Origin of the sequence: Magnetospirillum sp. SS-4, assembly GCF_902729425.1 — a bacterium.
Lineage (GTDB): Bacteria > Pseudomonadota > Alphaproteobacteria > Rhodospirillales > Magnetospirillaceae > Phaeospirillum.
The window spans coordinates 1-25,730 of record NZ_CACVCH010000065.1 but is presented as its reverse complement, the minus strand read 5'-3'; the positions used below and the strand labels follow the sequence as shown (position 1 = coordinate 25,730).

Annotated in this window: 27 protein-coding genes, 1 tRNA gene and 1 riboswitch; of the genes, 14 read left to right on the top strand and 14 right to left on the bottom strand. The window is 64.9% G+C overall.

Annotation, left to right across the window (positions count from 1 at the left end; translation table 11 throughout):
* Positions 1-313: 313 nt before the first annotated feature.
* The 3 genes from MTBSS4_RS11890 to MTBSS4_RS11880 all read left to right on the top strand — a co-directional run bounded on the left by MTBSS4_RS11890 (position 314) and on the right by MTBSS4_RS11880 (position 2,220).
* Positions 314-634 (top strand): hypothetical protein, encoded by a 321-nt coding sequence (locus tag MTBSS4_RS11890; protein ID WP_173983618.1) that lies wholly within the window; start codon positions 314-316, stop codon positions 632-634.
* 83 nt (positions 635-717) lie between these two features.
* Complete coding sequence (locus MTBSS4_RS11885) at positions 718-894, top strand: hypothetical protein (protein ID WP_161625044.1); 177 nt, start codon at positions 718-720, stop codon at positions 892-894.
* Positions 895-1,578: 684 nt separating this feature from the next.
* Positions 1,579-2,220, top strand: a complete 642-nt coding sequence (locus tag MTBSS4_RS11880) for a hypothetical protein (protein WP_173983617.1) — start codon at positions 1,579-1,581, stop codon at positions 2,218-2,220.
* 85 nt (positions 2,221-2,305) lie between these two features.
* Here MTBSS4_RS11880 and MTBSS4_RS11875 read toward each other — a convergent pair whose 3' ends face one another.
* Both MTBSS4_RS11875 and MTBSS4_RS11870 read right to left on the bottom strand, forming a co-directional pair.
* A complete protein-coding gene (locus MTBSS4_RS11875; RefSeq protein ID WP_161625043.1) occupies positions 2,306-3,634 on the bottom strand; it encodes a tyrosine-type recombinase/integrase in 1,329 nt (442 codons plus the stop codon).
* 211 nt (positions 3,635-3,845) lie between these two features.
* Positions 3,846-3,922: transfer RNA gene (locus MTBSS4_RS11870), tRNA-Arg, on the bottom strand.
* Between the two features lie 219 nt (positions 3,923-4,141).
* On the opposite strand from MTBSS4_RS11870, the gene MTBSS4_RS11865 reads away from it, so the two are divergent.
* The 4 genes from MTBSS4_RS11865 to MTBSS4_RS11845 all read left to right on the top strand — a co-directional run bounded on the left by MTBSS4_RS11865 (position 4,142) and on the right by MTBSS4_RS11845 (position 6,097).
* On the top strand, positions 4,142-5,038 hold the full coding sequence (locus MTBSS4_RS11865) for a peptidoglycan-binding protein (RefSeq protein WP_217425538.1): 897 nt from the start codon (positions 4,142-4,144) through the stop codon (positions 5,036-5,038).
* Positions 5,039-5,110: 72 nt separating this feature from the next.
* Positions 5,111-5,368, top strand: a complete 258-nt coding sequence (locus MTBSS4_RS11855; protein WP_173983616.1) for a BolA family protein — start codon at positions 5,111-5,113, stop codon at positions 5,366-5,368.
* A 71-nt stretch (positions 5,369-5,439) separates the two neighbouring features.
* Entirely contained in the window at positions 5,440-5,769 is a 330-nt protein-coding gene (gene grxD, locus MTBSS4_RS11850) for a Grx4 family monothiol glutaredoxin (protein WP_173983615.1), read from the top strand.
* Between the two features lie 127 nt (positions 5,770-5,896).
* Positions 5,897-6,097 carry a hypothetical protein gene (locus MTBSS4_RS11845; protein WP_173983614.1) on the top strand — a complete coding sequence of 67 codons (201 nt, stop codon included), beginning with the start codon at positions 5,897-5,899 and terminating at the stop codon, positions 6,095-6,097.
* 27 nt (positions 6,098-6,124) lie between these two features.
* On the opposite strand, the gene MTBSS4_RS11840 is transcribed toward MTBSS4_RS11845, so the two are convergent.
* The 3 genes from MTBSS4_RS11840 to purQ all read right to left on the bottom strand — a co-directional run bounded on the left by MTBSS4_RS11840 (position 6,125) and on the right by purQ (position 10,893).
* The gene (locus tag MTBSS4_RS11840; RefSeq protein WP_256367410.1) at positions 6,125-7,819 is read right to left on the bottom strand and encodes a methyl-accepting chemotaxis protein; all 1,695 of its coding nucleotides are present in this window, start codon (positions 7,817-7,819) and stop codon (positions 6,125-6,127) included.
* A 183-nt stretch (positions 7,820-8,002) separates the two neighbouring features.
* On the bottom strand, positions 8,003-10,207 hold the full coding sequence (gene purL / locus MTBSS4_RS11835; protein WP_173983612.1) for a phosphoribosylformylglycinamidine synthase subunit PurL: 2,205 nt from the start codon (positions 10,205-10,207) through the stop codon (positions 8,003-8,005).
* Complete coding sequence (purQ, locus tag MTBSS4_RS11830) at positions 10,204-10,893, bottom strand: phosphoribosylformylglycinamidine synthase subunit PurQ (protein WP_173983611.1); 690 nt, start codon at positions 10,891-10,893, stop codon at positions 10,204-10,206. The genes purL and purQ overlap by 4 nt, the downstream gene beginning before the upstream one ends.
* A 176-nt stretch (positions 10,894-11,069) precedes the next feature.
* Here purQ and dmeF point away from each other — a divergent pair, with 176 nt between their 5' ends.
* A complete protein-coding gene (gene dmeF / locus MTBSS4_RS11825; protein ID WP_173983610.1) occupies positions 11,070-12,020 on the top strand; it encodes a CDF family Co(II)/Ni(II) efflux transporter DmeF in 951 nt (316 codons plus the stop codon).
* On the opposite strand, the gene MTBSS4_RS11820 is transcribed toward dmeF, so the two are convergent.
* Genes MTBSS4_RS11820 through MTBSS4_RS11795 form a run of 6 tightly spaced genes read right to left on the bottom strand, consistent with a single transcriptional unit; the run spans position 12,009 to position 15,860 of the window.
* Positions 12,009-14,090 (bottom strand): heavy metal translocating P-type ATPase, encoded by a 2,082-nt coding sequence (locus MTBSS4_RS11820; RefSeq protein ID WP_173983621.1) that lies wholly within the window; start codon positions 14,088-14,090, stop codon positions 12,009-12,011. The genes dmeF and MTBSS4_RS11820 overlap by 12 nt on opposite strands.
* Positions 14,090-14,416: a YtxH domain-containing protein gene (locus MTBSS4_RS11815; RefSeq protein ID WP_173983609.1), complete on the bottom strand. Its 327-nt coding sequence runs from the start codon at positions 14,414-14,416 to the stop codon at positions 14,090-14,092. Before MTBSS4_RS11815 ends, MTBSS4_RS11820 begins: the two co-directional genes overlap by 1 nt.
* A complete protein-coding gene (locus tag MTBSS4_RS11810; protein WP_254432514.1) occupies positions 14,382-14,732 on the bottom strand; it encodes a hypothetical protein in 351 nt (116 codons plus the stop codon). The genes MTBSS4_RS11815 and MTBSS4_RS11810 overlap by 35 nt, the downstream gene beginning before the upstream one ends.
* A complete protein-coding gene (locus tag MTBSS4_RS11805) occupies positions 14,729-15,082 on the bottom strand; it encodes a hypothetical protein (RefSeq protein ID WP_173983608.1) in 354 nt (117 codons plus the stop codon). Before MTBSS4_RS11805 ends, MTBSS4_RS11810 begins: the two co-directional genes overlap by 4 nt.
* A 26-nt stretch (positions 15,083-15,108) precedes the next feature.
* Positions 15,109-15,408: a heavy-metal-associated domain-containing protein gene (locus MTBSS4_RS11800; protein WP_254432513.1), complete on the bottom strand. Its 300-nt coding sequence runs from the start codon at positions 15,406-15,408 to the stop codon at positions 15,109-15,111.
* Between the two features lie 14 nt (positions 15,409-15,422).
* On the bottom strand, positions 15,423-15,860 hold the full coding sequence (locus MTBSS4_RS11795) for an HMA2 domain-containing protein (RefSeq protein ID WP_173983606.1): 438 nt from the start codon (positions 15,858-15,860) through the stop codon (positions 15,423-15,425).
* 560 nt (positions 15,861-16,420) lie between these two features.
* On the opposite strand from MTBSS4_RS11795, the gene aepX reads away from it, so the two are divergent.
* From aepX to MTBSS4_RS11765, 6 genes are read left to right on the top strand one after another with little or no spacing between them, the layout of a single operon-like run.
* Positions 16,421-18,049 (top strand): phosphoenolpyruvate mutase, encoded by a 1,629-nt coding sequence (aepX, locus tag MTBSS4_RS11790; RefSeq protein WP_254432512.1) that lies wholly within the window; start codon positions 16,421-16,423, stop codon positions 18,047-18,049.
* Between the two features lie 36 nt (positions 18,050-18,085).
* Positions 18,086-19,234: a phosphonopyruvate decarboxylase gene (gene aepY / locus MTBSS4_RS11785; RefSeq protein ID WP_173983605.1), complete on the top strand. Its 1,149-nt coding sequence runs from the start codon at positions 18,086-18,088 to the stop codon at positions 19,232-19,234.
* Positions 19,231-20,226 carry a lysylphosphatidylglycerol synthase domain-containing protein gene (locus MTBSS4_RS11780; protein ID WP_173983604.1) on the top strand — a complete coding sequence of 332 codons (996 nt, stop codon included), beginning with the start codon at positions 19,231-19,233 and terminating at the stop codon, positions 20,224-20,226. Before aepY ends, MTBSS4_RS11780 begins: the two co-directional genes overlap by 4 nt.
* On the top strand, positions 20,223-20,858 hold the full coding sequence (locus MTBSS4_RS11775; protein WP_173983603.1) for a CDP-alcohol phosphatidyltransferase family protein: 636 nt from the start codon (positions 20,223-20,225) through the stop codon (positions 20,856-20,858). Before MTBSS4_RS11780 ends, MTBSS4_RS11775 begins: the two co-directional genes overlap by 4 nt.
* Positions 20,855-21,961 carry a 2-aminoethylphosphonate--pyruvate transaminase gene (locus MTBSS4_RS11770; RefSeq protein ID WP_173983602.1) on the top strand — a complete coding sequence of 369 codons (1,107 nt, stop codon included), beginning with the start codon at positions 20,855-20,857 and terminating at the stop codon, positions 21,959-21,961. Before MTBSS4_RS11775 ends, MTBSS4_RS11770 begins: the two co-directional genes overlap by 4 nt.
* A 13-nt stretch (positions 21,962-21,974) precedes the next feature.
* The gene (locus MTBSS4_RS11765) at positions 21,975-22,742 is read left to right on the top strand and encodes an NTP transferase domain-containing protein (RefSeq protein WP_173983601.1); all 768 of its coding nucleotides are present in this window, start codon (positions 21,975-21,977) and stop codon (positions 22,740-22,742) included.
* A 6-nt stretch (positions 22,743-22,748) separates the two neighbouring features.
* On the opposite strand, the gene ftsY is transcribed toward MTBSS4_RS11765, so the two are convergent.
* From ftsY to bluB, 3 genes are all read right to left on the bottom strand, one after another.
* The gene (ftsY, locus tag MTBSS4_RS11760; RefSeq protein WP_173983600.1) at positions 22,749-23,753 is read right to left on the bottom strand and encodes a signal recognition particle-docking protein FtsY; all 1,005 of its coding nucleotides are present in this window, start codon (positions 23,751-23,753) and stop codon (positions 22,749-22,751) included.
* Between the two features lie 35 nt (positions 23,754-23,788).
* Positions 23,789-24,613, bottom strand: coding sequence for a hypothetical protein (locus tag MTBSS4_RS11755; protein WP_173983599.1), 825 nt, complete (start codon positions 24,611-24,613; stop codon positions 23,789-23,791).
* 106 nt (positions 24,614-24,719) lie between these two features.
* Positions 24,720-25,451 carry a 5,6-dimethylbenzimidazole synthase gene (gene bluB, locus MTBSS4_RS11750; RefSeq protein ID WP_173983598.1) on the bottom strand — a complete coding sequence of 244 codons (732 nt, stop codon included), beginning with the start codon at positions 25,449-25,451 and terminating at the stop codon, positions 24,720-24,722.
* A gap of 44 nt (positions 25,452-25,495) precedes the next feature.
* Positions 25,496-25,676, bottom strand: a riboswitch (cobalamin riboswitch).
* Between the last annotated feature and the right edge of the window lie 54 nt (positions 25,677-25,730).

Here is a 25,730-nt window from a genome sequence, read left to right as displayed (position 1 = left end):
CGCCATGGGGGCTTCGGCTAAGGTGTCGCACATTTTGGACTCCTTCCCCGCCCAACACGGGTCGCCATCATACTAATGGTGTATAAATCATACCTCCGAATAGGTTCGGGTTAAATAATAATTAACGCTGCAACGATCTTTTGCGGTGCAGCGTGGCGATCCGAACGAACGCAACCTGAAGCATGGTGGAGTCGGAGAAGCGGACAATCCCCAGAGACTGGCTGCCCCCTTCGCCTCAACGCCAGGATACCCCGACGCTCGGCCACCAGACTGCACCCGCAGGATAAATACCTCCGAAAGTGAGGTATCCATCATGAACGCCAGAATCTACGACCCACAGCAGGACATTGACCGCCGTTTGGAAATTATTGCCGAGATTTTCCCGTGGCATCGAACCTACGAGGTCGATGAAGAAGGCTTTGCCATCCTAAAAATGTCATTGCTGAAATGTTCAGGCCATACGCGGCTGACCGATCCCGGCGGCGGATCGCTATCCAAGAAGCACCTTGAGGTCGCCTTTGCTCATGTGGTCACCCAGGTCACCGCATGGTTCAGTAACAAATCAGATTATTTTGCGATCAAAGCATCATGTGATGCAGCAAATGCAGCAGTCCGAGCATCTGATTTACACTGATATCGCCAGCCTTCCTGCATTTGCAGCAAAATCATGCATCTTTGATAAATAGTTCACGGCAAACTGTTTATCAAGGAGACATCATGAGCACCATTCACGAATCACAAATCGCTAATCACCAAAAAGAAATTGAACGCGACCCAGATGATTACGCTCGCCCATGCCCGCATTGTGGCGGTATTACATTTGTTATCACCCTCTCAAATCGCCTAAAGTGCTTTGAATGCGAAGAGTTTTTGATGGTCGATGAAGCTGTCTGACTTCCTTGAATGAAGATTCTTATAAATCGAAAGCTTGTAAGATGATGTTAAAACGCCAAAGGTCGCATCGCAGAAGATACACATCAAAAACATGTTGACGACACATTGTCTGTCTGATATAAACACAATTGTTGAAGCGATCTTACCACGTCAGGGTAACAGTAGCAGCAAACAAGACACCCGCAAGGGTCTTACCCTCTCATGAGGGTAACTGGTAAACACCCCAATGGGGTTCGTCAGTTAAATGATTGGTGCGTAGACACCCCGAATGGGGTTACCTGTGAACAATGCCCTCGTGGCATACGGAAAATGTAAGCACCCGCAAGGGTTTGACGCGAACAATGCCCACTGGGCATACCGAGAAGCCCGCTTAGGATCATACCTTCGCGGGCTTTCTCATTTTCAGGCCAATCATCATGATCCTCTCGATCCCGCCCGAACTGCGGCAGCGTCAAACTCATGTTCACATTTTAAAACCTGACTTGAATCCGAAGAGAGCTTGGCTGATCCACTCGTTGGAGTTTTTAAGGCCGCATAACGCACGAAATTTGCAGTTGTTTCAAAGATTCTTATAATCAGATTATAAAAATGTTTGACATTAAGTGTGAAATATGTTTGTCGCACCATATTGACATGCAACATTCTTGTCGCTAATATGATCGCACTTTGAACGGAGTGACGATCATGGATATAGATTATGAAAAACGTCGTGCTGCCAAGCAAGGCGTAACCATTGACGAATGGCTGAAGATCAAGGCTGATAAGAACTATGTTCCTAAACCATCCTTGAAGGACAATGACGACATCGTTTTTGATTTGACCAAGAATAACCCTGAAAAGATCGTTTTTCAGGTTCGCTTTGGAAAAGCCACTGTTAACGCACCGATCACCGTAGACGAATACAATTATGGTGTGAGAGACACCCAAACCCGTTGGTGCAAAAGCGGTCCCGTCGAAGATCGACGTATCATTAAAGACTGCTTGCGGAAACTGATCATGGAAAACCACCACCTTAAAGCGGCGGGTGGGTCACAGGTGGTTCACCTTACCTCTTGGCTGTTTAGCAGCATGGAGAATTTCCGCCCCGTTTCCGGCATGATCGGAATTATCGAAATCTCTCGCCTGCCGGGTAAGGACAACTGGAATTTCAGGTTCATGGCCATGGAACCCGACAACGGGCCAACCGAAGCCGAACCAGAAGAAGTCACCCGAGAAGGAAGCCATTCCGAGAAATCGCCCCATCCACGCACTGGGCATTGGCGGCACTATCAGAACGGCAAACAAGTTTGGATCAGAGACACCTTCATTCACCCTGAACGGGCGTGAACCTTATCGCCCATCAACGGCGTCCTGAGGCATGTCGTGAGGTGGAGGAGAATAAGCAATAGGAATATACGGGAGAAAATGCCGATCAAAATTCCAATGGCGGCAGGCCAAATAGGTCGTTTATGTTGTCCATTAACTTATCTGAAGCTGAGTTTCGATGCACACGTTTCAATTCGTCTTTGCGATGCAGCGGCTCCAGATGGCCATAATATTTTTCGATCATCTGCACGCTGGTTCCCATGTTCTGGGCCAGCAAATAGACATCATTAACGCCGCCATAAACAATTCTAAAATGGGCATATGTGTGCCTGAGTGAGTAAATTGTTATTTTCCCATTTTGGTGTTCGTCATGTGTTATTCCGCAATATGCGAGTAGCTCATTGAAGCTTCTTTTGAAATCGTGAATCGGCTCATCCTTTTGATAATCCCTCCACAGATAATCCGTTGGCATTGGAAATGGGTTTTCTTCTTCATCATGGACATCTCTCCCGTATAGGGCTTGATGGACATCGTGAAGAAAGGAAATAATCCCGCTGAAACCGGCTACGCCGACAACCTTTCTCACTTTTGTTTTGCTTTCTTGCAGGACAACGTATCCGTCCTTTATGTCCATAAACCGTAATCGCCGAGCCTCGCCAGGGCGAAGACCGGTCATCACCATGAACTGAATATAGACAGCTAATAGTTGGCGGTAGTATAGGGTCTGGCCATTTGGGATAAGCATGCTTCGCTCCCATGATGCTGCGACCAGTTTTTGGTACTGCTCGCGGGATAAAGCACCACGGGAATTGACTTTCCCGGCGACAGATTTGAAGTGAGCAAGCTCGCGATCATTCAAATAACCTTGGCTAACTGCCTTCTGAAATACACCTCGAAGCACGATATCTTCGCGTGCCAATGTCCTTGCCGCTGGTATGGATCGCTTGGGTTTTCGTTTGTAGGTTCGACCGTCACGGACGAAAGAAATCTCTGCAACATCCTTGCCGGGGCCGGAAATCCAGAAATCTTTCCTCCACTTCCGATATTCAACGATATCCTTGCTCTTGATCGTCGAAATCACCCGATCTCCGAAAAAGGCCATCACATAGCGGTCAAGGATGCCCCTGAAATTATTCTTGTCCCGTTCATTGAGATCGCTGGCGAAAATGTCCTCGTACCAACTCTCTGCGATTTGGCGGAAGGTCTTTCGGTCGAGTGGGATGCCGTATTCTTCGGCGAAGCGAATGCGGTCCAGATGCCGTTCTGCGACACGTCCGGCTTCGACCTGATCGGATGTCTTGGTTGAAAAGCGATCCACTTTTTGGTCAGGGCGGGTGACTGACGCATGCCAGATATCCGACTTGGTATCGCCGCGACGGTAAAGACGAATGGCACCGCCTTTGATCGTAAATCCATCCCGCTCGAACTTGCCCATGACGCCACCCCAAAAGCCGGATTCGAGGGCCATCCGCGTGTGAGTCTGTGAGTCAGATGTGAGTCACACGTCGCCGACCAGAAATCGATCTTTGTGGATTGTATTGAGATTCCTAGGCTTTGGAAAGCCGCGTGAGTCAGTGTGAGTCGGCAACTCCACTGACCTGCCGCCATGTTGGCGTTGCATAACGTATTGAAATTGCTGAAGAAAATGGCGTCCCGGAAGGGATTCGAACCCCTGACCTACGGTTTAGGAAACCGTTGCTCTATCCTGCTGAGCTACCGGGACACAGGACGCGATCTTAACCGGGGGCCTTATACCACCGAGAATGCCACCTGTAAAAGCCCCCCTTTTTGCCCTCCCGGGGGCACGGCACCCAACGCCGCCCCCAACGGCTTCCTGCGTATCTTGCGCAGCCGCAGCGCCATTGCCCCCACGAACCACAAGCCGCTTGCGAAATCACCCAGGACGGCGTAGCCTTAGCTTTTATTCCTATATGGTGACGACATGCCTATAACGTCCCTTCACAAGAGAACCGCCCAGGCCGTGGTCAATATCTTCGAGACCGGCAGCGCACGAGGCGATTACGGCCGCGTGGTTCATGCAAAGCACGATTCCGGCCAGCTGACCTATGGCCGATCCCAGGTCACCCTGGCCAGCGGCGGCCTTCACGCCCTGATCAGGCAGTATTGCGAAACCCCGGGAGCCCGCCACACATCCGGATTTATATCCTATTTGTCGGACCTGGCGAACAAAACCCCCGCCCTTGACAGCGATGCCGTCCTGCATGGCCTGCTGAAGGCCGCCGGCGACGATCCGGTGATGCGGGATTGCCAGGATTCCTTGTTCGATAACGGCTACTGGCTGCCGGCACTGAAATCGGCGGCGGCGCTGTCCCTGCCCGACCCGCTGTCGGTCTGCGTCGTCTACGACAGCCATATCCATGGCTCGTGGAAAACCATCCGCGACCGCACCCTGGCAAGGGCGCCCGATTCCGCCGCCGCCCCCAGGGACTGGACCACCGCTTATGTGGCGACCAGACGCGACTGGCTGGCCGGATCGCCCAACCCGTTGCTGCGACGGTCCGTCTATCGCATGGACTGCTTCAACCAGTTGATCACTGAAAATGCCTGGGCGCTGCCGTTGCCGCTGAAAGTCCGGGGAATCCTGCTGACCGGAGCGCTGCTGGGCGAAGGCCAAGCCGGCGGCGCCCGGGCGCTCCGCCGGACCTCGCCGATGATGAGGGGCGACGACGTCGAACGGCTGCAACGGGCCCTGGGCGTCGCCGCCGACGGAGTGTTCGGCGACCGGACCCTGACCGCGGTCAAGGAGTTCCAGCAGCGCAACGGACTGACGGCGGATGGGATCGCCGGTCCAACAACCATGGAAATCATGGGGTTATAGCAAGGTTGTCGGCCAGAGCGACGGCGCATATGCTGCCGTCGGATCATACCCCCTTCAGGAGTTCCCCCCGCCATGGCCATGGAAGCCACCGATATCGAAGCCCTGATCCGCGAGGGCATCCCCGACGCCAAGGTCATCATCGAGGACCTGCGCGGCGACGGCGATCACTATTCCGCCCTGGTGATCTCGGAAACCTTTCGCGGCAAGAGCCGGGTGCAGCAGCACCAGATGGTGTTCGCCGCCATGAAGGGCAAGATGGGCGGCGACCTTCACGCCCTGGCGCTTCAGACCGCGACCCCCGACACCGCGCCGGATTTCGCCCGGGACTGAACCCGGTTGCGCTTCGCGGCACGTCTCACTACATCTAGGCCATTCACGTTTTCACCGAGGAAGCTCTCTCCATGACCAATCCCGCTTTCGACCGCATTCGCCAGGACATCTCCGAGAACGACGTGGTGCTGTACATGAAGGGCACCCCCATGTTCCCGCAGTGCGGCTTCTCGGCCGCCGTGGTGCAGGTGCTGAGCGACATGGGCGTCAAGTTCAAGGGCATCGACATCCTGGTCGACCCGTCCCTGCGCGAGGGCGTCAAGCAATTCACCAACTGGCCGACCCTGCCCCAGCTTTACGTCAAGGGCGAATTCGTCGGCGGCTGCGACATCGTGCGCGAGATGGCCGCCAGCGGTGAACTGAAGCAGCTGATGGCCGACAAGGGCGTCGCCACCACCTGAGCGAGCGGAAACCGCCTGATCGGGCGGCCTCGGACGGGTGGGACGCCGCCCCGCCCTCCGAGTGTTCCTCCACGTCCCCATTGCGCGTAGCATGACCTCCTCATGGTGAATCCGGGGAGTATCGATCATGTCCTTGTGCAACGATTGCGGCGATTACGTTCCCGTCCACATCGCGGTGAACACCGGTCTGGTCAGCCCGGCCGAGGCCGGCGCCGCCCGCAACGACATTCGCGGCTTCAACGCCTTCTGCCGGTGCGAGGGGTTCGTCAACACCTCGTCCATGGAAGAACGCGGCTGCCTGTGCTTCCAGTGCAAGACTCGGCACTGACCGTCCGTCAATCCGCCGACGCAGGAATCAGGCGGTCCGCATCTTGCCGATGAAGGCGTTGACCGCCTGCTGTAGCAGGCCGGCGCCGGCCGACAGGTCGAGGGCGTTGGACAAGGCCTGATTGGAAGCGGAATCGGCGGCGGCGGCGGCGCGGGCGGCGCCTTGCAGACCGTCGCCCACCTCGCGGGTGCCCCGGGCGGCCTGCTCGATATTGCGGGCGATCTCGCGGGTGGCGGCGGCCTGCTGGTCGACCGCGTCGGCGATGCCGGCGGCGATGGCGTTCATGCGGCGGATGATCTCGCTGACCGAGCCGATGGCGTCGGCGGCCTTGGCGGTTTCGTCCTGCACGGCGGCGATCTGGGCCGAAATCTCCTCGGTGGCCCGTGCGGTCTGGTTGGCCAGGGTCTTGACCTCGGAAGCCACCACGGCGAACCCCTTTCCCGCCTCGCCGGCCCTGGCGGCCTCGATGGTGGCGTTCAAGGCCAGCAGGTTGGTCTGGCCGGCGATGGAGTTGATCAGCCCCACCACCTCGCCGATACGGTCGGCCGAGGACGACAGCGCCCCCATGATGGCGCTGGTCCGCCCCTGCTCCTCGACCGCCTGTCGCGAGATGGCGGCCGATTCCGCCACCCGACGCCCGATCTCATCGATGGAGCCGGACAGCCGTTCGGTGGCGCCGGCGACCTTGTCGACATTGCCGGCGGCGCCACGGGCGGCGACCTCGACCGTCTCGGCATCGCACGAGGATTCCCGGGCGACATCGCGAAGCGTGCGGGCCGCCTGCTCCATCTGGCCGGTGGCCTGGGTCACCCGCGTCAACACGTCGCGCACGGCGGCGTCGAACTCATCGGCCATGGCGCCCCGGGCGACGCGGCGGTCCTCGCTGGCGCGGCGTTCGGCCTCCAACTGGGCCTGACGCATGCGCTCGACCTCCATGGCGTGCTCCTTGAAGGTCAGCACCGAGCGGGCGATATCGCCGATCTCGTCGGCGCGTTCGGTTCCAGCCACCTCGATGGCGGTATCGCCGCCGGCAAGGCGTTCCATCACCCCGATGATCCGCCGGACCGGCGTGGTGATGGAACGGGTGATGAGCAGTGCGAACACCGCCAGGGCCAGCACCCCCAGCACGATCACCGAGACCGAGGCGGTGGAGGCGGAATCATAGGCCACCATGGCGCTGTCGAATTCCTGCTTCGCCAGCCGGATCTCCAGATCCATCAGGGCGCGGATCGCCTTGGTCGCCGCCTGATAGCTGGCCTGGGCGTCCTCGGCCATGGCCTCGCGGGCGCCGAAATAATCGCCCTCGCCGAACAGGGTCAGAATCTCCGAGGTGGCCTTCTGGAAATCCCCCCTCGCCGCCTGGAATTGCCCGGCCAGGGCCAGTTCCTCGGCGCCGTGGTGGTCGGAGGCGCCCTGGCTGTAATCACGCCACAGGGAATCGATGGCGGCCTCGGCCGTCGCCAGCTCGGGGCGCAGGCGCTCCAGGGTCAGGCGGCTTTCGCTTCGCAGGATGTCGGCCACCAGCGAGCGGATGCGGTGAATGTCGTCCAGCACGATGGCAAGCTGGCCCATGGGCACCACCCGCTCGCCATAGACGGCCTCGATGCCGGCCGAGACCCGCCGCCCGCCCGCCATGCCGGCGGCACCGACCGCGACAAGAAGGATGGTCGCCGCCATCAACAAAACAAGTAGTCGCGTGCCGAATTTGACTCGGTCCAACATGACGTCTCCGGATTATTCGCAAATTACTGCTTTGATCGGAGAAGACGCCACTTCACGGATTCCGGCAATTGTGGATATCCGCAATGCGTTATTGCTGCGCCAGCGAAATCGAGGCACATACTGGACAAAAGTATTTGATATCGGAGAACTCTCCCCTCCCGCCCGGCGGGAGGGGAGAGAGGATCAATGTCCCGACATTTCCGCGCCCATATAGGCGGGCAGCCAGGATTCGTTGGCCTGGACCAGTTCGTGGACCGGAACGGCGCGGCCGCCGACGCTGATGACATGGCCACCGGTCTTGCCGATGACGCGGATGGCGGTGTCGTGTTCCACCGCCTCTTCCAGCACCGCCGCCAGATCGTCGTTGCGGACCTCCAGCACATAGCGGCCCTGATCCTCGCCGAAGCACCAGGCGTGCAGCGGCACCGAGGACGGGGCGTCCAGCAACGCCCCCATATGGCCGTCCGAGGCCATGGCCATCTCGGCCACCGCCACCAGCAGGCCGCCGTCCGAGACGTCGTGACAGGCCAGCACCTGACCGTCGCCGATCAGCTGGCGTACCAGTTCGCCGGCGCGGCGTTCGCGGTGCAGCGCGACGGGCGGCGGCGCGCCATCCTCGCTGCCGCAGATCTCGCGCAGATAGAGCGAAGCGCCCAGCCAGCCCTTGGTCTCGCCGATCAGCACGATGGCCGAGCCGGGTTCCTGGAAGGCGATGCCCACCGCCTTGGCGACATCCTCCAGCAAGCCGATTCCGCCCACCGCCGGGGTGGGCAGGATGGCCGCGCCCTGGGTCTCGTTGTAGAGCGAGACGTTGCCGGACACCACGGGGAAGTCCAGCTCGCGGCAGGCCTGCCCCATGCCGCGGATCGCCTCGACGATCTGGCCCATGATCTCGGGCTTTTCCGGATTGCCGAAATTGAGGTTGTCGGTGATGGCCATGGGAAGCGCCCCCACCGCCGACAGGTTGCGATAGGCCTCGGCCACCGCCTGGCGGCCGCCCTCATAGGGGTCGGCCAGCACGTAGCGCGGAGTGACGTCGGTGGTGATCGCCACCGCCTTCCTGGTGCCGTGAACGCGAACCACGGCGGCGTCGCCGCCGGGACGGCCGACGGTGTCGCCCATCACCATGTGGTCGTACTGCTCGTAGATCCAGCGCTTGGACGCCAGATCGGGACAGCCCAGCATGGTCTTCAGCGCCTCGGCCGGGCAGACCACCTTGACGTCCCGGGCATCGATCACCTTGCGCTTGGCCGGCGCCGTCCACGGACGGTCGTATTCCGGCGAGGCGAGCGCCAGGGGATCGATGGGCAGGTCGGCCACCACCGCGCCGTGGCGCTTCAGCACCATGCGGCCGGTGTCGGTCAGATGGCCGACCACGGCGAAGTCCAGTTCCCACTTGTCCATGATCGCCTTGGCCTGGGCCTCGCGCCCCGGCTTCAGCACCATCAGCATCCGTTCCTGGCTTTCCGACAGCATGATCTCGTAGGCGCTCATGCCGTCTTCGCGCATCGGCACCGAATCGAGGTCCATCTCGATGCCGAGGCCACCCTTGGACGCCATCTCGAACGACGACGAGGTCAGCCCCGCCGCGCCCATGTCCTGGATCGCGACGATGGCGTCGGTCGCCATCAGTTCCAGGCAGGCCTCGATCAGCAGCTTCTCGGTGAAGGGGTCGCCGACCTGGACGGTGGGGCGCTTCTCGTCCGACTTCTCGTCGAACTCGGCCGAGGCCATGGTGGCGCCGTGGATGCCGTCACGCCCGGTCTTCGAGCCGAAATAGACCACCGGATTGCCGATGCCGGCGGCGGCGGAATAGAAGATCCTGTCCTTGTCGGCCAGACCAACGGTCATGGCGTTGACCAGGATGTTGCCGTTGTAGCTGGGGTGGAAATTGGTCTCGCCGCCCACGGTGGGCACGCCGACGCAATTGCCGTAGCCGCCGATGCCGGCGACCACGCCCGCCACCAGATGACGGGTCTTGGGGTGGGCGGGATCGCCGAAGCGCAGCGCGTTCATGTTGGCGATGGGCCGCGCCCCCATGGTGAAGACGTCCCTGAGGATGCCGCCGACGCCGGTCGCCGCGCCCTGATAGGGCTCGATGAAGCTGGGGTGGTTGTGGCTTTCCATCTTGAAGATGACGGCCTGACCGTCGCCGATGTCGATCACGCCGGCATTCTCGCCGGGGCCGCAGATCACCCAGGGCGCCTTGGTCGGCAGGGTCTTCAGCCACTTCTTCGACGATTTGTACGAGCAATGCTCGGACCACATCACCGAGAAGATGCCCAGCTCGGTCAGATTGGGCTCGCGCCCCAGGATGTCGAGAATCTTGGCGTACTCGTCGGGCTTGATGCCGTGCGAGGCGATGATTTCCGGAGTGATCGTGCTCACGTCAAAGCCTCCACCAGGGAATCGAACATCTTCTTGCCGTCACTGCCGCCCAGCAGGTCCTCGGCCAGGCGCTCGGGATGGGGCATCAGGCCCAGCACCGTCTTGGTCGCGTTGTAGATTCCGGCCACGTTGGACAGCGAGCCGTTGGGATTGGCGGCCTCGCCCACGGCGCCGGTCCTGCTGCAATAGCGGAACGCGACCTGGCCGTTGCCCTCCATGGCGCGGAAGGTCTCGGCGTCGGTGAAGTAATTGCCCTCGGCGTGCGCGATGGGGAACCGCACGATATGCCCGGCACCATAGGCGCGGGTGAAATCCGTATCGCCGTTCTCGACCCGAAGATGCACGTCCTTGCAGATGAACTTCAGATTGCGGTTGCGCATCAGCACGCCGGGCAGCAGACCGGTCTCGGTCAGTATCTGGAAGCCGTTGCAGATGCCCAGCACGCGGGTTCCGGCCTCGGCCTTGGCCTTGACCTCGCGCATGATCGGCGAGTGCGCCGCCATGGCGCCGCAGCGCAGATAATCGCCATAGGAAAAGCCGCCCGGCACCACGATCAGGTCGAGGTCGGGCAGTTGGGTGTCGCGGTGCCAAACCATGAGGGGCTTGGCGCCCATGCTGGCCTCCAGCGCCACCGCGACGTCGCGGTCGCAGTTGGAACCGGGAAATACGATGACGGCGGCTTTCAAGGGCGTTGCCTTCGCGCAAGTGAGATCAGGCTGTCTGTGTACCCCGGATGCGCTCCGGTTTCCAGACGCTTGGCACGGAAATCCGCGTGCAGATACCAGTCATGCGACCGCCACGCAATTGCATCCATCGGGAAAATGTGGCTATGCTGGGATGTTTCCGTCGCGAAGGACCCGAGATGCACACCCATTGCATGGACCGCTATCGGCACACCCATGCGGAATCCGCCGATTCCCTCGCGACCGAACGCCGCATCCGCATTGTCATGGCGCTGACGCTGGCCTGCATGGCGGCCGAGATCGGCGCCGGCTGGGCCTTCGGCTCGCTGGCCCTGCTGGCCGACGGCTGGCACATGGCCAGCCATGGCCTGGCCTTCTTCATCGCGCTGTTCGCCTACGCCTTCGCCCGCCGCCATGCCGGCGACCCCAATTTCACCTTTGGAACCGGCAAGGTCGACGCCCTGGGCGGCTTCACCAGCGCCGTCCTCCTGGGACTGGTGGCGGTGATGATGGCGTGGGAGGCGGTCCAGCGCCTGATCACCCCGACCGAGATCGCCTATGGCGAGGCCATGGTGGTCGCCGCCATCGGCTTCGCGGTCAATCTGGCCAGCATCCTGATCCTGGAGCCCCCCGGCCGCCACCGCGACGAAACCGGGGAGACCGGCCGCCACCACGACCACAGCCTTCGCGCCACCACCATGCATGTGATGGCCGACCTGCTGACCTCGGTGGGGGCCATCGTCGCTCTCGGGGCCGGCATGTGGCTGTCGTGGAGCTGGCTGGACCCGGCGGTGGGCCTGATCGGCGCCCTGGTCATCGGCGTCTGGGCCAGATCCTTGCTGCGCGGCTCGGCGCGGGTGCTGTTGGACGAAGCCGAGACCCCGGCCCTGATGGACCGGGCCCGCGCCCTGATCGAGGCCGATGCCGACAACCGCGTCGCCGACCTGCATCTGTGGGCGATCCGTCCCGGCCGGCTGGCGGCCATCGTCTCGGTGGTCACCCACTATCCGCGTCCCCCGGGGCACTACAAGGCGCTGCTGGCCCCGATTCCCGACCTTTGCCACATCACGGTCGAGGTCTCGGCCCAGGATGGCGATCCGTGCATCCCGGTGGCGGGCCTACCGCGCTGAGTGTCGCCGCAGGGCGTTCAGCAGGATGCCGATCGTGGTGCCGTTGTGCAGCACCGAGGTGGCGATGGGCGACAGCAGGCCCAGCGCCGCCGCCCCCAGGATGGCGGTGTTCAGCCCGACCGTCGCCCGGTAGTTGGTCTTGATCAGATCCATCACCGCGTTGGCGGCCTCCTTGGCGTCGGCCACCCGCTCGATCTCGTCTTCCAGCAAGGCGACGTCGGCGGTGAGGCGGGCGATGTCGGCGCCCTTCTGCATGGCGATGCCGACATGGGCGCCGGCCAGGGCGGGAGCGTCGTTGATGCCGTCGCCGACAAAGGCGATGCGGGCGCCCCGGGCGCTCAGTTCCTCGATGATCCGCGCCTTGTCCTGGGGCAGCAGTTCGGCGCGGAAGCCGTCAAGCCCCAGTTGCCCGGACAGCTCCGCCGCCCGGTCGCGATGATCGCCGGTCAGCAGCAATATGTGGCGCGCCCCCAGCCGGCGCAGGCGCGCGACGGTGCGGGCGCTGGACTCGCGGATGGTGTCCTTCAGGGCCAGCAGCCCCAGCAGCCGGCCGCCGAAACCGATGAACAGCAGGGTCTTGCCGTCCTGGTACAGCCGGTCGATCACGTCCAGATGGGAATCGATGGCGATGCCCTCGTCCTCCTGGATGAAATGGCGCGATCCGACTACGATGCGCTTGCCGTCGACGACGCTGGCGACGCCGTGGGCGACGATGAACTGCACCTCCAGATGATCGAAGTGGCGGTTGTGGGTGGCCTGGGCGGCGGCGACCACCGCCATGGCCAGGGGGTGGAAGTAGTGTTCCTCCACCGATGCGGCGAGGCAGATCAGGTCCTCGGGCGTGTAGGACGAATCGAAGGTGACGGAATCGGTGACCTCCAGCATGCCGGTGGTCAGGGTGCCGGTCTTGTCGAAGATGAAGGTGTCGGCCTGGGCGAGGCGCTCCAGCGCGGTGGCGCCCTTGACCAGGATGCCGGCCTGCCCGGCGCCGTACATCGCCGACTTGAAGGCGACCGGCGTGGCCAGCTTCAGGGCGCAGGAATAATCCGCCTGAAGCACCGAGGCGGCGCGGCGCCAGTCGCCGGAAACCAGGAACGACGCGCCGGCCAGCTTCAGCACCAGGGGAACCAGCCGGTCGGCCATGCGGGAGGCTTCCAACTGGGCCTCGCTCTTGCTCAGCAGCGATTGTTCGACGTAGTCGGCGATGCGGGCGGCGGCGGTGCGGCTGCCCACCTGCTCGGCGTAGATGGCCAGCCGCCCCTCCTCCACCAGGGTGCCGGACAGAACGGCGGCGCCGCGTCCCTTGACCGCCGAGGCGCTCTCGCCGGTCATGGCGGCCTCGTTGACGGTGGCCTCGCCGCCCAGCACCGTGCCGTCCACCGGAATGACCGAGCCGGTGGCGACGATCACGGTGTCGCCGACCGCGACCGTGGCGGCGGGCTCAAGCACCTCGACGCCGTCGCGCAGCACCCAGACCCGGTCGCTGGACGGACGCAGCAGATGCTTCAGCAACTCGTCGGAACGCCGGGCGATGGATTCCTCCATGTATTCGCCCAGCGACAGCATGAAGGTGGTGGTGTTGGCGGCCGTATGGTCGGACCGGGCCAGCGAGATGGCCACCGCCATGCCCTCCAGCACATGCGAGGTCACTCCCCCCTGGCGGTAATCGGCGATCGCCTGCCGCAGCAGCGGCATCGCCCCGGCCAGGGACAGCGGCAACCGCAAGGCCGGCGGCAGCAGGCCGCTGCCCAGCAGGGTGGCGAGGCTGGCCGCCACCGCCGTCTTGCCATTCCCGGCCGGACGCCGGGCGGGAGCCGGCCCGGATGGAGGGGACAGCCGGGCCACGGCCGCCCCCACCCCGTCGCTATCGGTCTCGTCGGGATCGAAGGTCACCACCACCGAGGCGGCGCGCCGGTTGACCCGCGCCGACAGCACGCCCGGCAGTTGAGCGACCTGGGATTCCAGCACGGCCGCGTCGGCCGGCATCCCGGCTTCAAGGACGTAACGCAGGCGGACCCGCCCGGGCAGGCGGTGGACGATCTCCACCGCCGCCAGCCAGCGCGGAACCATCACGAAACGCCGTTCTGCTCTGCCGCCAGTTCAGCCTGAATATCGGCGGCCTGCTCCTTCATCTCGGCCAGTCCGCCGGCCAGTTCGGAATAGAGCTTGAGGCCGGAGCGGATCAGCTTGCCGCGCAGGGCCTCGTCGGCCAGCGCATAGGTGGCGGCAGCGCCGATCAGGGCGCCCACCAGGAACTGCTCGGACGGCTTGCCCGGAAGCATGTTCGCCAGACCGCCGAACAGGCCGTTGCCCTGCGCCGGGGCGCCGTTCCAGCCGGCCGGCTGATCCCGCCAGCGGCGCTTATCCTTCCTGGACTTCTTGTTCTTCTTGGCCACGGCAATTCTCCTCGATGGATTGTGAGTGCAAGACCGTCTCGGCGGCCGCCACCACCGCCCCGCCGGCGATGATCGCCGCGATTCCGACGCCGTAGTCGCGGCGCTGGATCGCCTCGGCGGCGACGGTGCCGGCGGCCAGGGCGGCGCCGCCCTGGACGGAGTGGCGCAGTATCCTCCGCCACGGCGGGGGGCCGCCGGCGCGGCCCCGGCCCTGAAGCGCGCTCAGAAGGCCGGTCGCCACGAAACCGCGGGTAAAGGCGGCGCCGATTTCAGCGGTGGACGCGGCCGTCATCCGGCCGCGGCGCTTCCGCTTCACGACTCGCTTCCGCCTTCGGGGGTGGCGGGGGGCTTGGTCGCCTTGGCCGGGGCCTTGCGGGGACGGCGCGGCTTGGCGGGGGCCTTGACCGGCGCCGCCTCGGTCTCGGCGACCGCCGAAACCATGGTCGGCGTCAGCCTGGCGCGCAACCCGGCCGAGGACTTCTCGATGGCGGCAAGGCCGGAAATGGTCGCCTCGCGCAGGCCGGCCTGCGCCTGGCCAAGCCCCTGGCGGGCCTTGCCTCCAAGTCCTTCGAGACGGGCGGCGGCGGGGGCGGCGGTCTTGTTCAGCAGGCGGACGCCGACGATGCCGGCCAGCAGCCCCGAGGCGAAGGTGAGCAATGGATGCATGGCGTTCCCTTTCAGTAGTAGGCGCGTCAGCCCTCGGCCAGGGCTTGCAGCAGGCGGTCAGCCTGGGCCGACCGCCGGCCGTCGGCGATGTCCTGCCAGACCGACGGCGGAATCTGGTCCGGATCGTATTCCACCACGCAGGACCGGGCCAAGGGATTGACCTTGACCGAACGGATGCCCCTGACATTGACCGCCGAGCGGGTGAACGACGACACCCCGGCCACGGCCGCGGCATCGGCGCCATCGCCCAGCTTGAGCCGAACCCGGCCGGGAATATGATGGGCGATCCGCATCAAGGCGGCAAAGCGCCAAAGGTCGTGAGACACACTCAATTGCAATCCTACTGTAATATTTTCTTGCGATGGTTGGCTAGGTGGACCAGCAGGAAAACGAGATGAAGCGCCCCCAGGGCGGCGTGGTATTTCTTGCCCGCCGCCAGCGCCAGCAGCGACCCGGTCAGGCTGACCAGCATGCCGATCTTGGCCGGACGGTTCAGCGTCCACAGGGACAGTCCCCCATCGGAGGATGCGGGAGGATTCCCGTCTTCGCCGGCTTTCCCGGGCTCGACCAGGGCGACAATCCGCGCATCGAGCCCGGCCGGCGAAATCACGGCGGGATCGTAGCGGAGCAGGATGCTGGCGCAGACCGGCTTGGCCTCCACCGAGATCACCCCCTCCCAATCGGCGAGGATCGCGGCCATCCCGGCGTTGCCAACCGGCGACCGCAGGGACGGATGGCGCAGCCGCAGCCGGCCGGGAACATGAGAGGCGATACACATTCTTGCCACACCCATTCGTAGATTTCCCCGGGACACCCGAAGAATCGCACCCACCGGAACAATCGCCGCCATCCAGCGGTCCACCCCGTCCCTTAGGTCAGCCGGCACCCCGGCATCGGATCGAAACGGATCGCGACATCGCCCGGGCCGACCCTCCTCCTGTCTAGCAGATAGTGCCTTGCCTCGAAAGGAACATCCCCCCTGTTCCGGCCGACGACCGCCGCACCCGTCGATACGTTAGTGATATCGATTCGCAACATCATTCGCATGGATAAGCCATGTGAAATCCACGGTCAAGAGCTTATCCGAATCGACGAACGGAGACCGACCGGACCGCCCCGGCCCCCGTCATTCCGGCGATGCCGGGAAACTGTCTCTTGCCCGGACAGGCGCGGTCATATAGCTTCCCGGACAATGGGGTGCCTTCCGCTGGGAGGCGCCCTGGCCTGCTTATCCAGCAACGGCGTGGTTCGCCGGACATCGGGACGCCTCCCCGTCCCCGGAGCGAGGGATGAGCATCCACCCAGGCCGCCGGACTTCGAAATGGATTTGGAGAAACCGTGAACTCCCTGCCCTTCACCGCTCCCTGCACCCGATTCGCGGCCCTGCGCAACGAGATCCTTTCGCCCCGGCTGTCCTTCCTGATGGAAGCCCACAACGGCCTGTCGGCCAAGATCGTCGAGGAAACCGGCTTTCGCGGCATCTGGGCCTCGGGCCTGACCATATCGGCCAGCCTGGGCCTGCGCGACAGCAACGAGGCGTCGTGGACCCAGGTCCTGGACGTGCTGGAATACATGGCGGATTCCACCACCTTGCCGATTCTGGTGGATGGCGACACCGGCTACGGCAACTTCAACAACGTCCGTCGCCTGACCCGCAAGCTGTGCGAGCGCGGCATCGCCGGGGTCTGCATCGAGGACAAGCTGTTCCCCAAGACCAATTCCTTCATCGGCGAACGCCAGCCCCTGGCCGAGATCGATGAATTCTGCGGCCGCATCAAGGCGGGCAAGGACAGCCAGACCAACGACGACTTCGTCCTGGTGGCGCGGGTCGAGGCCTTGATCTCCGGCCACGGCATGGACGAGGCGCTGCGCCGGGCCGAGGCCTATCACGCCGCCGGCGCCGACGCCATCCTGATCCATTCCAAATTGTCCAACGCCGGGGAAATCCTGACCTTCGCCAGGCAATGGCGGAACCGCTGCCCGCTGGTGATCGTTCCCACCATGTATTACGCCACCCCCACCGACGTTTTCCGCCAGGCCGGCATTTCGACCATCATCTGGGCCAACCACAATCTCCGGTCCGCCATTTCCGCCATGCGCGAAACCAGCCGGCGGATTTTCGAGGATGAATCGCTGAGCGAGGTCGAAGGCCGCGTCATCGGGGTCAAGGACATCTTTCATCTGGTCGGCAACGCCGAACTGGAAAACGCCGAACGCCGCTATCTGCCGGGCAAGGCCACCGCACGGGCCGTCGTTCTGGCGGCGTCGGCCGGCAATCTCGGCGAGCTGACCCGTCATCGCCCCAAATGCATGATCGACATCCGGGGGCAATCGCTGCTGCAACGTCTGGTCAACACCTTGTCGGGGGCCGGCATCCGCGACATCGCGGTGGTCAGGGGAGCGATGAAGGACGCGGTGACGCTGAAGGGCATCCAGACCGTCGACAACGACCGCCACGCCGAGACCGGCGAGGTTTTCTCGCTGGCCTGCGCCGGCGACATGATCGACGGCGAGACCGTCGTCGTCTACGGCGACGTCTTGTTCCGCGACTATATCCTGGGCGGCGTGCTGGAATCGCCGGGCGATATCGTGCTGGCGGTGGACGCCCTGTCACCCCAGGCCAAGCCGGCGGGAACGCACCGCGATCTGGTGGTGGCGGACCGGCCATTCTCGGGCGATTATCTGGACGACACCCCGGTGCGCCTGATCTCCATGTCGGCGCAGATTCCGTCCGAGACCGCCATGGGCGAATGGATCGGGCTGGCGCGCTTCAGCCCCCAGGGTGCCGAATGGCTGCGCCAGGAACTCGCCCTGCTGAAGGCCGAGGGGCTGGTGGAAACCGCCGACCTGCCGCTGTTGCTGACCCGGCTGGCGGCCAGATATCCGGTGACCATCCACTACATCACCGCCCACTGGCTGGACGTGGACACCCTGACCGACGTGGCAGATGCCCGCAACTTCACCTGATGGCCCCGAACTCCTTCTGTCTGGCCGAATGACCCGATGATTACCGCCCGCGAGTTCATTGCCGAGGCCGGACGCCGCGGCTTCGATTTCTTCACCGGGGTTCCGTGCAGCTTCCTCACGCCCCTGATCAACGGCGTGCTGAACGACCGGAGCCTGCGCTATGTCGGCGCCACCAGCGAGGGCGAGGCGGTGGCCATCGCCGCCGGCGCTTGGCTGGCCGGACGCCAGAGCGTGGTGATGTGCCAGAATTCGGGCCTGGGCAACGCGGTCAATCCGCTGACCTCGCTGAACGCCCCCTTCCGCATTCCGACCCTGATGATCACCACCTGGCGGGGCCAGCCGGGCATTCCGGACGAACCCCAGCACACGGTGATGGGGGCCATCACCCACGACCTGCTGACGCTGATGGGGCTGGCGCACGCGCCGTTCCCGACCACGCCCGAATCCCTGGCATCCGCCCTGGCGGCGGCCGCCGATCACCTGCGGGACGAAGAGGGCTCCTACGCCCTGGTGATGGCCAAGGACAGCGTCGCCGACGAACCGCTGTCGCCGGCCGCGCCGCGACCGCCCGTTCCCGGCCTGCGCTTCGACGACACCGCCGCCGGAACCCCGCCCAGCCGCGTCGAGATTCTGGAATGTTTCCTGAAGCGCGCCGACGACCGCACGGCGGTGATCGCCACCACCGGCAAATGCGGACGTGAATTGTTCACCCTGGCCGACCGTCCCCAGCATCTTTATCAGGTCGGCTCCATGGGCGGGGCCAGCGCCATGGGGCTGGGCGTGGCGCTCAACACCCCAGGCAGGGTGGTGGTTCTGGACGGCGACGGCGCCGCCTTGATGAAGATGGGCAACATGGCCACCATCGGAGCCCATGCCCCGGCCAATCTGCTGCATATCGTCCTGGACAACGGCGTCCACGATTCCACCGGCGGACAGGCCACCGTCTCGGCCTCGGTTGATTTCGCCGCGGTGGCCCTGGCCTGCGGCTATCGCCACGCCGCCTCCTGCCGCAGCCTGTCCGGCTTCGAGGCCGCGCTGGAACGAGCGGATTCCAGCGCCGGTCCGTTCCTGATCCACGCGCGCATCGCGCCGGGCTCGCTGGCCAAGCTGGGGCGTCCGACCATCGGCCCGATGGAGGTGGCGCGCCGGTTCCGGAACTTCCTGAGCGAGGCGTCCGCCCGATGAAAACCACCGCCATCCTGTCGACCCTGGTCGGACTGGCCATCACCGCCGCCCTGGTCATGATGTACGGCGGAGCCGAGATCGCCACCAGCATCGCCAATGCCGGCTGGGGCATCCTGCTGGTGATCGCCATGCACTTCCCCCAAAGCTATTTCTCCGGCCTGGGATGGCGCACGGTGGTGGCGTCCCCCCAGGTTCCGTCACGCCTGTCCTTCCTCGGCCTGCGCCTGATCCGCGAAGGGGTCAACGCCCTGCTGCCGGTGGCGCAGATCGGCGGCGAGTTCGTCGGCGCCCGCCTGACCGCCCTGCGCGGGGTGGCGCTCAACAAGTCGGGCGCCGCCGTCACCGTCGATCTCACCCTGGAAATGCTCAGCCAGGTGATCTTCACCCTGCTCGGCCTGGGACTGCTGATGGCCAACCCCGACAGCATGGGAACGGTCCACTGGATCATCGGCGGCGTGCTGGCGGCCCTCGGCATCGTCGCCGCCTTCATCCTGGCGCAACGGCTGGGGCTGTTCCTGCTGCTGGAGAACGCGCTGCTGCGGCTGGCCCGCCGGCAGAACTGGAAGGGCCTGGAGGACGTGGCCGGGTTGCATCTCGCCATCGTCGAGCTGTACAAATCGCCGCGCCGGCTGGTCCTGGGGACCGGGCATCACCTGATGTCATGGCTGCTGGGGGCGCTGGAGGTCTGGGCCGCCCTGTACGTGGTCGGCGTCCCGATCGACCTGCGCGAGGCGCTGATCATCGAAAGCCTGGGACAGGCGATCCGCGCCCTGGGCTTCGCCGTGCCCGGCGCGCTCGGCATCCAGGAAGGCGGCTTCATCCTGGTCTGCGGCCTGCTCGGCATCGGGCCGCAAAGCGCCATCGAGCTGTCGCTGCTGAAACGCATCCGCGAACTGGCCCTGGGGATTCCGGGGCTGATGGCATGGCAATGGATCGAGGGACGGCGCCTGACCGGCGCCGCCTCACCCAAGGTAGAGGAGACACCGTCATGATGGGAGGCTCGTGGACGCATCGGCTGGCCCGCCCCCTGGTTCGCCCGCTGGTGGGAACCGGAATCACCCCCAACCACATCACCACCCTTCGCCTGATCACCGGCCTGATGGCCGCCGCCGCGCTGGTGCCGGGCGATCCCGACTGGACCTGGTGGGGTGGCTGGCTGTGGCTGCTGTCGGCCTTTCTCGACCGCGCCGACGGCGAACTGGCCCGCATCGGCAACATGGCGTCGCCGGAGGGCCGGGCCTGGGATTGCCTGGTCGACAACATCGTCAACCCGGTGTTCTTCGTCGCCATCGGCATCGGCCTCCGCGACTCAGTCCTGGGCGAATGGGCCATCGTGCTGGGCGTCATCGCCGGGGTGTCGCTGTTCTTCTGCGGCCACTGGTCCGAACTGCTGGAACAGCGCCAGAACCTGGAGGTCAAGGCCTATTCCGGCGCCTTCGGCTTCGACATCGACGACCTGTTGTACCTGTTCGCGCCGCTGGCGTGGCTGGACTGGCTGCTGCCGGTGCTGGTCGGCGCCGCCATCGGGGCGACCTTGATGGCGCTGCTGACCGGCTGGCGCCTGCGCAAGCTGATCGCCGCCCAGACCCTTCAGGCCAGCCAGTCCGGCGACGCCGCCGGATGACGACCGCCGCCCCCGCCATCCTGCTGACCCCGGGGCCGCTGACCACCCGGCTGGAGACCCGCCAGGCCATGCTGCGCGACTGGGGCTCGCGCGACGAGGCCTTCATCGCGCTGACCGCCGAGATGCGCCGCCGGCTGCTGGCGCTGGCCGGTGGCGGGGACAGCCATGCGGCGGTGCCGTTGCAAGGCAGCGGCACCTTCATCGTCGAGGCCACCATCGCCACCCTGGTCGGCCCCGCCGACCACCTGCTGGTGCTGGTCAACGGCGCCTATGGCGAACGCATCGCCGCCATCGCCCGCCGCCTCGGCCGACGGGTCGACGTGCTGACGTGGGAGGAGGACCAGCCGGTCTCCCCCGCCTCCGTCGACCGGGCGCTGGCCGAGAATCCCGCCATCACCCATGTGGCGCTGGTTCATTGCGAGACCACCACCGGGTTGCTCAATCCGCTGGCCGAGATCGCCGCCCTGACCAGCCGCCACGGCAAGGCGCTGCTGGTGGATGCCATGAGCAGCTTCGGCGCCCTGCCCATCGATCTGAAGGCCCACCCGGTGGCCGCCGTCATGGCGTCGAGCAACAAATGCCTGGAAGGGGTGCCGGGGCTGGGCTTCGCCCTGATCGAGCGGCGGACCCTGGCCGCCGCCAAGGGAAACTGCCCGTCGCTCAGCCTCGATCTGCACGACCAGTGGCAGGGCTTCGAGACCAACGGGCAGTGGCGCTTCACCCCGCCGGTCCAGGTGGTCGCCGCCCTGGTCGCCGCCCTGCGCCAGTTGGAGGCCGAGGGCGATCCGCCGGCCCGGCTGCGGCGCTACCGGGCCAATTTCGACACCCTGGCGGCCGGCATGGCCGAGATGGGCTTTCGCCTGTTCCTGGACGCCGCGGTGCAGGCGCCGATCATCGCCACCTTCCACAGCCCGGCCGAGCCGTGGTTCCGCTTCGACGGCTTCTACCGCGCCCTGGCCGGGCGCGGCTTCCTGATCTATCCCGGCAAGCTCAGCCGGGCCGACAGCTTCCGCATCGGATGCATCGGCGCCATCGAGCCGGCGGATTTCCAGCGCCTGCTGGAGGCCATCGCCGCCATCGTCGACGAGATGAAGACCGCATAAGGACGAATTCCCGATGAATTCCAGCGTCAGCGCCCAGACATCATCCCCCGCCGTCATCCTGCTGGTCGCCGGTGTCGGCCGGCGGCTGGACGGCGCCATTCCCGGCCCCAAGGTTCTTCTGGAATTCGGCGGCCAGACCCTGCTGGAACGCCACCTGAACGCCCTGCTGGCCCATGGAATCGACGATATCGGCCTTACCATCGGCTATCAGGGCGACGCCATCCGGCAAGAGGTGGCGCGGCTGGGCCTGACCGACCGGGTGCGGCTGATCGAGAATCCCGACTACCGCCTGGGCAGCCTGGTGTCGCTGTGGGTGCAGGCGGAACGGCTGCGAAGCGGTCGCCCGGCCATCCTCATGGACGGCGACGTGCTGTACGATCCCGCCATGATCGGCCGGCTGCTGTCGGCTCCGTCCGAGAATGTGCTGCTGCTCGACCGCGAGATCGAGCCGGGCGACGAGCCCGTCAAGATCTGCCTGAGTGGCGGGCTGATCGTCGATTTCCGCAAGAAGCCCGAGCACGCCCACGACTGGCACGGCGAGTCGGTCGGCTTCTTCCGTTTCTCGCCGGCGACGGCGGCGATGCTGGCGGACCGCTGCGCCTGGTATGTCGGCCAGGGCCTGACCAGCCTGGAATACGAAGAGGCGATCCGCGACCTGATCCTGGCCGAACCCCGCCGCTTCGCCGCCACCGACATCAGCGACCTGCCGTGGACCGAGATCGACTTCGTCGACGACGTCGCCAAGGCCCGCGACATCGTCCTGCCGCAACTGGGGAAATAGCGGCAGCTAGATCGTCGAGCCCCCTGTCCGTTCCAGCCCCACCAGCGACCGGGCGAAGGCGTCGGCCTCGAACGGACGCAGGTCGCCGGCCTGCTCGCCGACTCCGATGGCGTGAACCGGCAGGCCGAATTTCTCGGCCAGGGCCACCAGCACGCCACCCCGGGCGGTGCCGTCCAGCTTGGTCAGGACCAAGCCGGTAACCGCCACCATGTCCTTGAAGACCTCCACCTGGGAATGGGCGTTCTGGCCGACGGTGGCGTCCAGCACCAGCAGGACGTCGTGCGGGGCGGTCTCGTCCACCTTTTTGATGGAACGGACCATCTTGGCCAGTTCGGCCATCAGGTCGGCCTTGTTCTGCAACCGGCCGGCGGTGTCGATGAACAGCAGATCGTCGCCGCGCTTGCGGCTTTCCGCCAGGGCGTCATAGGCGAGACCGGCGGCATCGGCCCCGGTCTCGCGGGCGATGACCGGGCAGCCGGTGCGTTCACCCCACACTTTCAACTGCTCGACGGCGGCGGCGCGGAAGGTGTCGCCGGCGGCCAGGGTGACGGAAAGGCCGGCATCGCGTTGCGCCTTGGCCAGCTTGCCGATGGTGGTGGTCTTGCCCGATCCGTTGACGCCCACCACCAGCACCACATGAGGCTTGCGGCCGGCGTCGATGGTCAACGGCCGCGCCACCGGCGCCAGGATGCGGGTGATCTCCTCGGCCAGGGTCTGGCGAACCTCGTCGGGGGAAACGTCCTGGCCGAACCGGGTCCGGGCCAGTTGCGCCGCCACCTTGGCGGCGGTGGCCTGCCCAAGGTCGGCGGTGATCAGCAGATCCTCCAGGTCCTCCAGCGCCTCGTCATCCAGCTTGCGCTTGGTGAACAGGTCGCCGAGCCCCTGGGTCAGCCGGGACGATGACTTGGACAGCCCCGTCCTGAGACGGCCGAACCATCCCTCCGCTTCCGTCTCGCCCGCCTCCGGCGTGGGGTCCGGAGTCTTCTTCTTGCCAAAACCGAAAATGCTCATGCTGCCTGTACCTTGCATCCAAACTCGATGATTGCCTAGGGCGCCGTTCCCGGCACCTGGCCCGGCCTGAGAAAAGTGGGCAGCGGCTTCAGCCATTCGGCGGCATCGGCGCTGCGTTCCGCCGTGGCGGGACGGCCGTCGCTGGAGGCGGTCATCAGCGCCGAGATGGCGGCAAGACTCTTGCGGTTGGCCTCGGCATCGCTTCCCTCGGCGCGAACGGCGAACACCGCCCGCACCGGAATGGCCGCATCGGGACCGTTGGGGCGCAACGACACCATCCACCCCACGGCGCGGCTGGCGCCATCCAGCAGCCCTTCCTTCATCAGCACCACCTGATCGGCGATGATCAGACCGCAGGAGAACCGTAACGGCACTCCGTCGGCGGGAGCGGTCAGCTTCAGCCCCAGCGGAACCGCGCCGGTGCCCCGCACCACCAGTTCCCCCTCGACGGCATAGGCGACGCCGTCGGGCGAGCGCAGACGCCCCAGTTCGGAACCGAAGGGAATGCTGGCGTTGTTGGATTGGAACCACCCCTTGGGCATCTCCTTGCGCCGCAGGAAGCGTTCGACGGTACGGCGCAGGGAATGAAAGCGCTCGTCCTCGGTGGGGGTGAAGCTTTCACGCTTGCGCGGGGCCGGCAGCAGGCCGGTGGCCTCGATGGTGAAGGGGGCGAAGCCGTTGCGCACCGGGGCGCGCTCCACCAGGGCGTAATTGTCCACCACCACGCTGGCCGGAAGCGGGGCGGCGGCCGAGGCGGACGGCGGCGGCGCCGTCTTCTGGGCGGCGGTGGCAGCCGCCGTCTCGGAACCGGCCGCAGCCAGGCCGAGAACCAAGGTGGCCAGGCCGATACGAATCTTCATGCTGCGCTCCTGTCGCGGGGCGAACATTCTCGCCTTTCCCGGCCGGCCGTTTCAACCTCGTTCGTCCGGGGCGCGACCATTCCGGCCGCGCCCCGGACGGTTCGCGTCAGCGTCCCGCCAAGGTCTCCTGATCGGCGCGCAGCCGGTTCAGCAATCCCTGGTCCGCCTCCTGCTCGCCCCAGCGGTCGAAATGGACCAACTGGTCGATGGGCAGTCGGGGCCGCCAGCCGGCGGCCTCCAATTCGGGGCGGGGATGATAGCCCCTGACCTTGCCGACGCACAGATAGGCCACCGGCACGATGCCGTCGGGAATGCCGAGCGCCCGCTGGACAACGGCATTGTCGAAGATGCTGACCCATCCCAGGCCCAAGCCTTCCGCCCGCGCCGCCAGCCACAGATTCTGCACGGCGCAGACCGAGGAATAGAGATCCATGGTGCGGATATGGGTGCGGCCGATCACCACCGGGCCGGCACGGTCGCGGTCGCAGGTGACGCAGATATTCACCGGCGCCTCCATGATGCCTTCCAGCTTGAGCGAACGGTAGGTGTCGCGCTTGTCCTCGGGAAACATCAGGGCGGCCTCGGCATGGGCCGCGAGAAAGGCGTCGTGGACCCGCCGGCGGGGTTCCTCGCCTCGCACGATCACGAAGCTCCACGGCTGCATGAACCCCACCGAGGGGGCATGATGCGCCGCCATCAGCAGGCGGCTGAGAACCTCGTCCGAAACCGGATCGGGCAGGAATTCGCCACGGGTGTCGCGGCGGGAGAAAATGGCGCGGTAGACGCCGTTGCGTTCGGAATCCGGCAACGCCTCGGCCGGAAGAAGGGTGGTCTCCATCATCATTCCCCTGTGATGGCGCGCCCGGCCTGCCGTCCGCGCAGGAAGGGCCATCCTCGTCCGGCCGGTCTTCTGACTTGGGTTCGTCCCGAACCGGCACCTTCCCGGCCAAGGCCAGTGGCTATCGCCGGTCGGTCCCCCTTACAGCGTTGGGCACGTCGCGGAATTCCACCGCGTTCCCGATTCTCCGGCCATGGGGCCGGCACCGGACGAATGTCCCCCTATAGCCCATCGGCAAACGCTTCGCCAGTGTGAACGCAATCATCGTATCCGAAGCCA

Coding starts and splice junctions, on each gene's coding strand:
- MTBSS4_RS11890 (WP_173983618.1), top strand. CDS start 314: ATGAACGCCAGAATCTACGACCCACAGCAGGACATTGACCGCCGTTTG.
- MTBSS4_RS11885 (WP_161625044.1), top strand. CDS start 718: ATGAGCACCATTCACGAATCACAAATCGCTAATCACCAAAAAGAAATT.
- MTBSS4_RS11880 (WP_173983617.1), top strand. CDS start 1,579: ATGGATATAGATTATGAAAAACGTCGTGCTGCCAAGCAAGGCGTAACC.
- MTBSS4_RS11875 (WP_161625043.1), bottom strand. CDS start 3,634: ATGGGCAAGTTCGAGCGGGATGGATTTACGATCAAAGGCGGTGCCATT.
- MTBSS4_RS11865 (WP_217425538.1), top strand. CDS start 4,142: ATGCCTATAACGTCCCTTCACAAGAGAACCGCCCAGGCCGTGGTCAAT.
- MTBSS4_RS11855 (WP_173983616.1), top strand. CDS start 5,111: ATGGCCATGGAAGCCACCGATATCGAAGCCCTGATCCGCGAGGGCATC.
- grxD (WP_173983615.1), top strand. CDS start 5,440: ATGACCAATCCCGCTTTCGACCGCATTCGCCAGGACATCTCCGAGAAC.
- MTBSS4_RS11845 (WP_173983614.1), top strand. CDS start 5,897: ATGTCCTTGTGCAACGATTGCGGCGATTACGTTCCCGTCCACATCGCG.
- MTBSS4_RS11840 (WP_256367410.1), bottom strand. CDS start 7,819: ATGTTGGACCGAGTCAAATTCGGCACGCGACTACTTGTTTTGTTGATG.
- dmeF (WP_173983610.1), top strand. CDS start 11,070: ATGCACACCCATTGCATGGACCGCTATCGGCACACCCATGCGGAATCC.
- MTBSS4_RS11820 (WP_173983621.1), bottom strand. CDS start 14,090: ATGGTTCCGCGCTGGCTGGCGGCGGTGGAGATCGTCCACCGCCTGCCC.
- MTBSS4_RS11805 (WP_173983608.1), bottom strand. CDS start 15,082: ATGCATCCATTGCTCACCTTCGCCTCGGGGCTGCTGGCCGGCATCGTC.
- MTBSS4_RS11795 (WP_173983606.1), bottom strand. CDS start 15,860: ATGTGTATCGCCTCTCATGTTCCCGGCCGGCTGCGGCTGCGCCATCCG.
- aepY (WP_173983605.1), top strand. CDS start 18,086: ATGATTACCGCCCGCGAGTTCATTGCCGAGGCCGGACGCCGCGGCTTC.
- MTBSS4_RS11780 (WP_173983604.1), top strand. CDS start 19,231: ATGAAAACCACCGCCATCCTGTCGACCCTGGTCGGACTGGCCATCACC.
- MTBSS4_RS11775 (WP_173983603.1), top strand. CDS start 20,223: ATGATGGGAGGCTCGTGGACGCATCGGCTGGCCCGCCCCCTGGTTCGC.
- MTBSS4_RS11770 (WP_173983602.1), top strand. CDS start 20,855: ATGACGACCGCCGCCCCCGCCATCCTGCTGACCCCGGGGCCGCTGACC.
- MTBSS4_RS11765 (WP_173983601.1), top strand. CDS start 21,975: ATGAATTCCAGCGTCAGCGCCCAGACATCATCCCCCGCCGTCATCCTG.
- ftsY (WP_173983600.1), bottom strand. CDS start 23,753: ATGAGCATTTTCGGTTTTGGCAAGAAGAAGACTCCGGACCCCACGCCG.
- MTBSS4_RS11755 (WP_173983599.1), bottom strand. CDS start 24,613: ATGAAGATTCGTATCGGCCTGGCCACCTTGGTTCTCGGCCTGGCTGCG.
- bluB (WP_173983598.1), bottom strand. CDS start 25,451: ATGGAGACCACCCTTCTTCCGGCCGAGGCGTTGCCGGATTCCGAACGC.